Below are 7,443 nucleotides of genomic sequence, written 5' to 3'. Positions count from 1 at the left end.
AAGTCTTTGAAATCTTCAGGAATCATCAAAAATAAAATTTAGGCTAAGATAAAACATATACAAATCATAACTAAGCCATAAGGATTAATGTTCTATTAGGCCCCATATTTCTAATTTCATAGGGATCAAGCAAAGAAGTAGCATCATTAACTGGTGTTTGAACAGTGTTGAAAGATGGTATTCTATATTGTAGTGCTTTATCAAATGTAATTTGACCAGTAGAGGCCAATTCTTTTGCAGGTAATACATCAACAGGTAGAGAAGAGGTGGTATTACTTCTGGGTAACGCTCTAGAACCTACCAAAACAATTTCTTCTAGTTGTGCGCCACTGGCGAGTGTGATATTGATTACCGACTTTGATTTTACAGCAATTTCTTGAGCGGCAAAACCTATATAACTATAGACGAGAATACTTTCTGGGTTGGCTTCTATGGTATACTTGCCATCAAAGTCAGTTGTAGAACCATTTTTAGTTCCTTTTTCAATAATGTTTACTCCAGGTAATGGAGCGCCATCTGCATCAGAGACAACTCCGGTGACAGTGGTCTGTTGTGAAAAGGACAGACCTGTGGCTAGTACGATTAAGATAAGTGTGAATTTTTTCATGTAGTGAGGTTTGTGTTAAAATGATAGTTGGTTTGTTATTTGTTATATTTTAAATATATAAAAAACATCATATTTTAACATAAAAAACTGGTTAATTGTCATTTTCTGAAGGTTAATCGCACAAAAAAGTTAATTTATTTAAGTTTTTGAGTAATAAAACTTTCTAAAGTGTTTTGTGTATTAAGTAGGTTTTTTTTGAAAAAGGTGCTATTAATAGAAAAGAAATGTAGTACCATTTTAACTTTTGAAATAAGCTAGTAGAAGTGTATAAAAAAACCATCTACATTAATTATAATCTGTAGATGGTTTTTTATATGTTAATTATATATATGTTTTATATTATTAAAAGTTAAAGTCTAATCTAGCATAATAGTATGCTCCACCAAATCCCATTTGTACAGCATCCCAATATCCTCCAGATTCTGTTTCCCCATCGTTTTGTTGATCAGGATATTCGTTGAATATATTGTTTCCGCCAATGGTAAGCTTAAGGTTATCTGTAAGTTTATAACCAGCATTAAGATCAGCAGTTAATTTGGCTCCATATACATCTTCTGTATCTGCAAAATCAATAAGCACAATCTCACTAAAATGGGTTAAGCCCACTCCTGCATTGAATTTATTTTTGCTATAGGTGGTGTTAAGAGAGAATTTACTTTCTGGTGCAGAAGCCAATAAGAAAGCACGCTCCCTTTCTCCAAAGAAAGTACCTTCATCTAGAGGACCATTATTTATATCTTCTATGCTCATATTATTAATATTACCCGCCAATGTTGCAGATATATCACCAAAGTCAAAGTTTCCTTTCCAAGAAAAAATTAGATCAAGACCAATAGTTTCTGTGTCTACTCCGTTGGCAAAGAATTGTGCTTCTGATACATCTGGTATTTGTGGTGCAGGAAATGTTCCTGTCAATACAATTCTATCTTTTACATTGATATAGTAACCATCTACAGTAATGGTGAAACCATGAAAGCTAGCGGTGGCTCCCAATGCTCCATTTATAGCTGTTTCTTCTTTAAGTTGCTCAATACCAAAAGAAGCAGTTACAGGGCTGTTATTGGAAGATAACAAGGTTTCTGTAGCAGTACCTCCTTGAAAATCTGTAAATCTAAGGTTGTAATAAATTTGCGCTAATGATGGTGCTCTAAATCCAGTACTTAGTGATCCTCGAATATTCACAGCCTCTGCTGCTTTGACCCTAAAAGCTAATTTACCATTAAAAGTACTTCCAAAATCACTGTATTCTTCAAATCTAGCTGCAGCACCTAATAAAAAGCGATCTGTAATGTCTAATTCTGCATCAGCATAAAGGGATAAATTTGTTCTAGAGCGATCCACTTCATTTGATGGACTGTATCCTGGGAATCCCTGTGATCCTCCAGGCCTTGCATCTCCAGAGATAGGGTCAATAGGTTGTGTTTGAGTTGCCGCATCTGTGATAGGTAATCCATTAACATCATAGGTGGCATACGATGCCTCTTCTCCAGCAAAAATTGTGAAATTTTCTGTTCTGTATTCTGTACCAAAAGCGATATTAAATCCATTTAATATATCTTCATAATACTTAGAGAAATCCAAACTAGTTGTGTTTTGACTCAGACTATGCCCTCCAGCATCAAAATCAGTAGGAGAGGTGGCACCTAGAGAAGCGTTTTGAGTTCCTTTGATAAAGTAATGAAAGTTGTTTTTACCCCAAGTATTATTAAAATCGATTTTCCATCCACTTTCAGTCTCTGTTCTTATTCCAGCAGAAACCGAATTATCGATTATATTTGACGTAATTCTTGGTGTAAAACCATTAGGAAAAATAGAGGTTACTACACGTGTCCCATCATTACGGGTAAAAGCGTACGCATCAGTATCACGATAATTTCTTCCTCCAAAAGCATATACTTCTGTGTTTTCAGAAATAGGTATTGCAGCATTGGCAAAGAAATTAAACCCATCAATAGCCGCCTCGCCAAATCCTCTTCTAAAATCGTAACCAGGACGTAATGTTTTGTTTTTACTTAGGTATTCAGTAGTAAAATTAGCAAAACCACCTTCACCAATTTCAACTCCATAATTTGCAGTAATTTTCAAAGAACCTCCATCAAAACTTTGATCATCTCCTATGCGATTTCCGTCTCTATCTGTATCTAGTCTATTTCCGTCTGTATTAGGAGTACTAGTAGGAAAATTTCCTTTCGCATCTGTATTATATGCACCATAACTAATACTACCAGTTAATTTGTTTACATTATCCTTTAATACAATGTTTATTACCCCTGCAATGGCATCAGAACCATATTGAGCGGCAGCACCATCCCTAAGTATTTCAATTCTTTTAATAGAAGATGCAGGAATTGTATTAAGGTCAGTACCAGAATTACCACGACCTCGTGTTCCAAAAATATTAACTAAAGACGAAGAGTGTCTTCTTTTACCATTGATTAAAACCAGTGTCTGATCTGGGCCTAGCCCTCTAAGTGTTGCAGGGTCGATATGATCAGCACCATCTGATCCCGATTGCTTATTAGAATTAAAAGAAGGAGCTGTGTATTGTAAGAGTTCATTGATTTCTATCTTACCACTTTTGGTAATGATATCTTGCATGTCGATAATATCAATTGCAACAGGAGTATCTGTAGCGGTTCGTTTAGGGCTTCTAGAACCAACTACAACAATAGTTCGTAATGCTTCTCCCTCAAGGAGAACGACATCTATTTTTTGTTGTGTTCCTACTACTATTTCTTTCCCTTCAAATCCTATATAACTATATACAAGCGTAGCATTTGCTCCCACAGTTATAGCATATTTTCCTTGATCATCTGTAGTTGTTCCATTCGAAGAGCCTTTTTCTACAATGTTTACATATGGTAATGCAGCTCCAGAAGAATCTGTAATTATTCCTGTTATTTCTTGTTGGCCAAAACACCAACTTATGGTGAATAAACTAAATAAAATGAGTGTGATTTTTTTCATAAAAAGTATTTGTATAAGATGATTGTATGGTTAAATATATCTAAAATGATGTTATTTTAACTTAACTATTGAATAATTTTTAATAAAAACACCTTTTTGTAGAGAATAATTGTGTAAATAACAGGTAAGAGGAGTGTTATTTTTAAGAGATTGCACAATAATTAAAGTTATGCTGAAATATGTTTTTTAATCTTGAAAAAAAATCAATTTAATTATATACCATTAAAAAAATAAATAGGTATAATATAAAATGTATGAAGTAGAAGAATGCATCCAAATTCTATTTTGTAGATTCAAAAAAGGTGTACATCATTGTTAGATAAATATGCACACCTTTTAATTATATCATCAATATATTAATCACATGGTGAATCCCAAGGTAAAGCACATAGAGGAGGGCTCCATTCTCCACCGCAGGCACGACAACCTTCTTCGTTTCTTGGCCATCCTGAACCTTTGATCGTCTGGAGTTGTTTTCTTTTTAGAGGTTGTACTCCTTGTAGTTTCATTATGTTGTGTAACATAGTTTTAGGTTTTAAGAGGTTCGTATATAATTCTAATTTTCTATTGTAGTATCATTATTTGCCCTATAAACAATTGTAATAATTCCGTCTGTTTTAGAATCATACATCTCCACGATAAAATTTTTATCTTCGTCAAAATAACCAATACTATTATTAGTATCTCCAGAGTTGACGATATAATATCCGCTAGTACCGCTTAGAGGCCTTACTTTTACAACTTTGTTACCTGATTTATCCAAGAAAGTCATTATAAATCCTTTTTGGTCAGGTACTTTTGTATAGCTACGTATATCTGATGAACTATGAGATTTTTTTACAGCTACTTCATCGTTTACATATATAACTGATTGATTTGTTTTACCCTCATCATTGGGATTAAGTTGCATTTTACTTTTCTTGGTGATGACTTCTTGTTTTTTGATAATTTTTTCTTCACCATTAGGACCTTTGATACGAATAATCTTGGTAACTGTTTCTGTAGAAGAGTTTCCATTATCATTTTTGATGTCTGATTGTGAGTAGATAGTAGTAGGTATCATTATTAATACTATCATAAGAGTTTTTAATATTTCCATTTGATTAGTTATTAAATTTAAATTTACAAAAAAGTAAAACATTCTGAAAGTGATATATTCAAAAAATAATAATAAAAGTAGATATATCATCGATTATTTTTATGTTATACGGGTTAATGTATAATCTTATCAAAACCTATTTGTTTACTATCAATGAATACCATTATCTTTGCACTCTCAAAATTGAGAAGGTAGAAAGATATAAATACCTCAATTACTATTAATATACGTACCATGAAAGCAGGAATCGTAGGATTACCAAATGTTGGAAAATCAACATTATTCAATTGTTTATCTAATGCAAAAGCGCAAAGTGCTAACTTTCCTTTTTGTACTATAGAACCTAATATTGGGGTGGTTAATGTACCAGACTCAAGATTAGAAAAATTAGAAGAATTAGTAACACCAGAACGAGTAATTCCTGCAACAGTAGAAATTGTTGATATTGCAGGTTTGGTAAAAGGAGCTAGTAAGGGAGAAGGATTAGGAAATCAATTTTTGGGTAATATAAGAGAAACCGATGCGATAATTCATGTTTTACGTTGTTTTGATAATGATAATATAGTACATGTAGATGGCTCTGTGGATCCGATAAGAGATAAAGAAACAATTGATATAGAATTGCAACTAAAGGATTTAGAGAGTGTAGATAAAAAGCTTGATAAAGTAAAACGAGCTGCCAAAACAGGTAATAAAGAAGCTCAGAAAGAAGAATCCATTTTATTACAAATTAAAGAAGGGTTAGAAGCAGGGACTTCTGTAAGAGCAATTGACTTTTCAGAAGATGATCACCTTACGTATGTAAAACCACTACAGTTTATTACTGATAAACCAGTACTTTATGTATGTAATGTTGATGAAGGAGCTGCCGTGAACGGAAACGATTACGTAGAAAAAGTAAAAGAAACAGTAGCATCAGAAAATGCTGAAGTAATTGTATTAGCAGTAGGTACAGAAGCAGATATAACAGAACTTGATGATTATGAAGAGCGACAGTTGTTTTTGCAGGATATGGGATTAGAAGAAGCTGGAGCCGCGATATTGATTCGTGCAGCATATAAACTACTTAATCAACAAACATATTTTACTGCTGGGGTAAAAGAAGTAAGAGCCTGGACAGTTACTATAGGAGCAACTGCCCCACAAGCAGCAGGAGTAATTCACACTGATTTTGAAAAAGGGTTTATTCGTGCAGAAGTTATAAAATATAATGATTTTGTACAATACGGTAGTGAATCAAAAGTAAGAGAAGCAGGAAAATTAGGGGTAGAAGGAAAATCGTATATCGTAAATGATGGTGATGTTATGCATTTCTTATTTAATGTATAATGTGTTGTTAATTAAATAGATAAAACGAAAAACCTTTCTGATCCTTTTAGAAAGGTTTTTTTTGGGCATTGTAATAGTCGTAATCATTCATTTTTATTGAATATTGAGAATTCTATCTTTAATAAATGAAAAGTAAAGGATTATCATCATACGGAATTATACTTGCAATTATCGGTATAATATTATTTTCTGCAAAAGCCGTATTGGTTAAGTTGGCGTATAAATTTGATATAAGTTCAGAGCATTTACTATTATTTAGGATGTTATTTTCTTTACCAGTTTACATCGTATTAGCTTTATATAATAAACCTGTACAAAAAGAGAATATTAAAAAGATTGATTATGTATGGATTTTATTTTTTGGATTTGTAGGATATTATTTAGCAAGTTATTTTGATTTTTTAGGCTTACAATATATCAAAGCAGGATTAGAACGAATTATTCTTTTTGTATACCCTACATTGGTCATTATTATTTCTAGAGTGTTTTTGAGAAATAAAATAACAAACAGACAATTATTTGCTATTTTATTAACATATATAGGAGTGATTATTACATTTTGGGGCGAGATTCATACAGAAACCGATCATCTTATACTTGGAGTCTTATTAATTTTTTTGAGTGCATTAACTTATGCTACCTATCTCATAGGCAGTGGTTGGTTGATTCCTAAGTTTGGAGTAGTATCTTTTACTTCCTATGCAATGATAGTTTCATCAATCTGTATTATTATTCAGTATTTAGTTTTTGATAGACAAGATATTTTTAATTACCCTACAGAACTATATGTCATTTGTATCATCATGGCAATTTTTTCAACAATTATACCCTCTTATTTAGTTTCTGCGGCAATTGCAAAATTAGGGGCTTCTAATTTTTCTATTATAGCAAGTCTTGGACCAGTATCAACGATTGTTTTGGCTTATGTGTTTTTAGGAGAAAATTTATCAGTAATTCAAATAATTGGAGCTGTTGTAGTTATTTTTGGTATATATATAGTTTCTCGAAAAAATAAGGTATTAACCTGACGGTAAAAGAACTAGATTAAGCGGCATATTTTATGTCTGCATGGTTAAAATATTTGATAACTCTCTGATTATTATCTTGTAGCATTTTCATGTGTTTTTCTACATTTTTCTTGAGTTGCTTTTCGTTTTTTGGAGCAGGTTTTTCTGATAGCCCATATTTTAAGTCACAATTTAAATACTCATCTGGATTTTTCTCAGGAGAATAAGATGGTAAAAAGAACAATTCAATACTAGTTTTATTTTCCTCTACCCATTGCTTTACAATTTTACTATGGTGTACTCTCAGGTTATCAAGTATTAAGAATATTTTTTGCTCCTTATTTTTAATAAGTTGTTTTAAAAACTCGATCAATCTATCGGCATTCATTGTTCCTGAGTAAATCATAAATTGTACACTTCCTTGATTAGTTACT

The 7,443-nt window shown here is 32.2% G+C and carries 7 protein-coding genes; 2 read left to right on the top strand and 5 right to left on the bottom strand.

What is annotated here, in order from left to right; all coding sequences use genetic code 11:
• Positions 1-70 precede the first annotated feature (70 nt).
• From CVD18_RS20575 to CVD18_RS20565, 4 genes are all read right to left on the bottom strand, one after another.
• Positions 71-607 (bottom strand): carboxypeptidase-like regulatory domain-containing protein, encoded by a 537-nt coding sequence (locus CVD18_RS20575; protein WP_103867369.1) that lies wholly within the window; start codon positions 605-607, stop codon positions 71-73.
• A 342-nt stretch (positions 608-949) separates the two neighbouring features.
• Positions 950-3,574: a TonB-dependent receptor gene (locus CVD18_RS20570; RefSeq protein ID WP_103867368.1), complete on the bottom strand. Its 2,625-nt coding sequence runs from the start codon at positions 3,572-3,574 to the stop codon at positions 950-952.
• A gap of 356 nt (positions 3,575-3,930) precedes the next feature.
• A complete protein-coding gene (locus CVD18_RS23020) occupies positions 3,931-4,098 on the bottom strand; it encodes a hypothetical protein (protein ID WP_199185121.1) in 168 nt (55 codons plus the stop codon).
• Between the two features lie 32 nt (positions 4,099-4,130).
• The gene (locus CVD18_RS20565) at positions 4,131-4,673 is read right to left on the bottom strand and encodes a hypothetical protein (RefSeq protein WP_146052882.1); all 543 of its coding nucleotides are present in this window, start codon (positions 4,671-4,673) and stop codon (positions 4,131-4,133) included.
• Between the two features lie 234 nt (positions 4,674-4,907).
• Between CVD18_RS20565 and ychF the strand changes: the two genes are divergently transcribed.
• Together ychF and CVD18_RS20555 are read left to right on the top strand one after the other, a co-directional pair.
• Entirely contained in the window at positions 4,908-6,002 is a 1,095-nt protein-coding gene (ychF, locus tag CVD18_RS20560) for a redox-regulated ATPase YchF (RefSeq protein WP_103867366.1), read from the top strand.
• Positions 6,003-6,127: 125 nt separating this feature from the next.
• Positions 6,128-7,030: a DMT family transporter gene (locus tag CVD18_RS20555; protein WP_103867365.1), complete on the top strand. Its 903-nt coding sequence runs from the start codon at positions 6,128-6,130 to the stop codon at positions 7,028-7,030.
• 16 nt (positions 7,031-7,046) lie between these two features.
• Here CVD18_RS20555 and CVD18_RS20550 read toward each other — a convergent pair.
• A partial coding sequence (locus CVD18_RS20550) for a transposase (RefSeq protein WP_146052741.1) occupies positions 7,047-7,443 on the bottom strand: 397 nt, incomplete at its 5' end.

It is taken from the genome of Aquimarina sp. I32.4 (genome assembly GCF_002924285.1).
Lineage (GTDB): Bacteria > Bacteroidota > Bacteroidia > Flavobacteriales > Flavobacteriaceae > Aquimarina.
The sequence above is the reverse complement of the archived record's forward strand: the minus strand, read 5'-3'. Positions and strand labels throughout refer to the sequence as shown.

Coding starts and splice junctions, on each gene's coding strand:
- ychF (WP_103867366.1), top strand. CDS start 4,908: ATGAAAGCAGGAATCGTAGGATTACCAAATGTTGGAAAATCAACATTA.
- CVD18_RS20570 (WP_103867368.1), bottom strand. CDS start 3,574: ATGAAAAAAATCACACTCATTTTATTTAGTTTATTCACCATAAGTTGG.
- CVD18_RS20555 (WP_103867365.1), top strand. CDS start 6,128: ATGAAAAGTAAAGGATTATCATCATACGGAATTATACTTGCAATTATC.
- CVD18_RS20565 (WP_146052882.1), bottom strand. CDS start 4,673: ATGGAAATATTAAAAACTCTTATGATAGTATTAATAATGATACCTACT.
- CVD18_RS23020 (WP_199185121.1), bottom strand. CDS start 4,098: ATGTTACACAACATAATGAAACTACAAGGAGTACAACCTCTAAAAAGA.
- CVD18_RS20575 (WP_103867369.1), bottom strand. CDS start 607: ATGAAAAAATTCACACTTATCTTAATCGTACTAGCCACAGGTCTGTCC.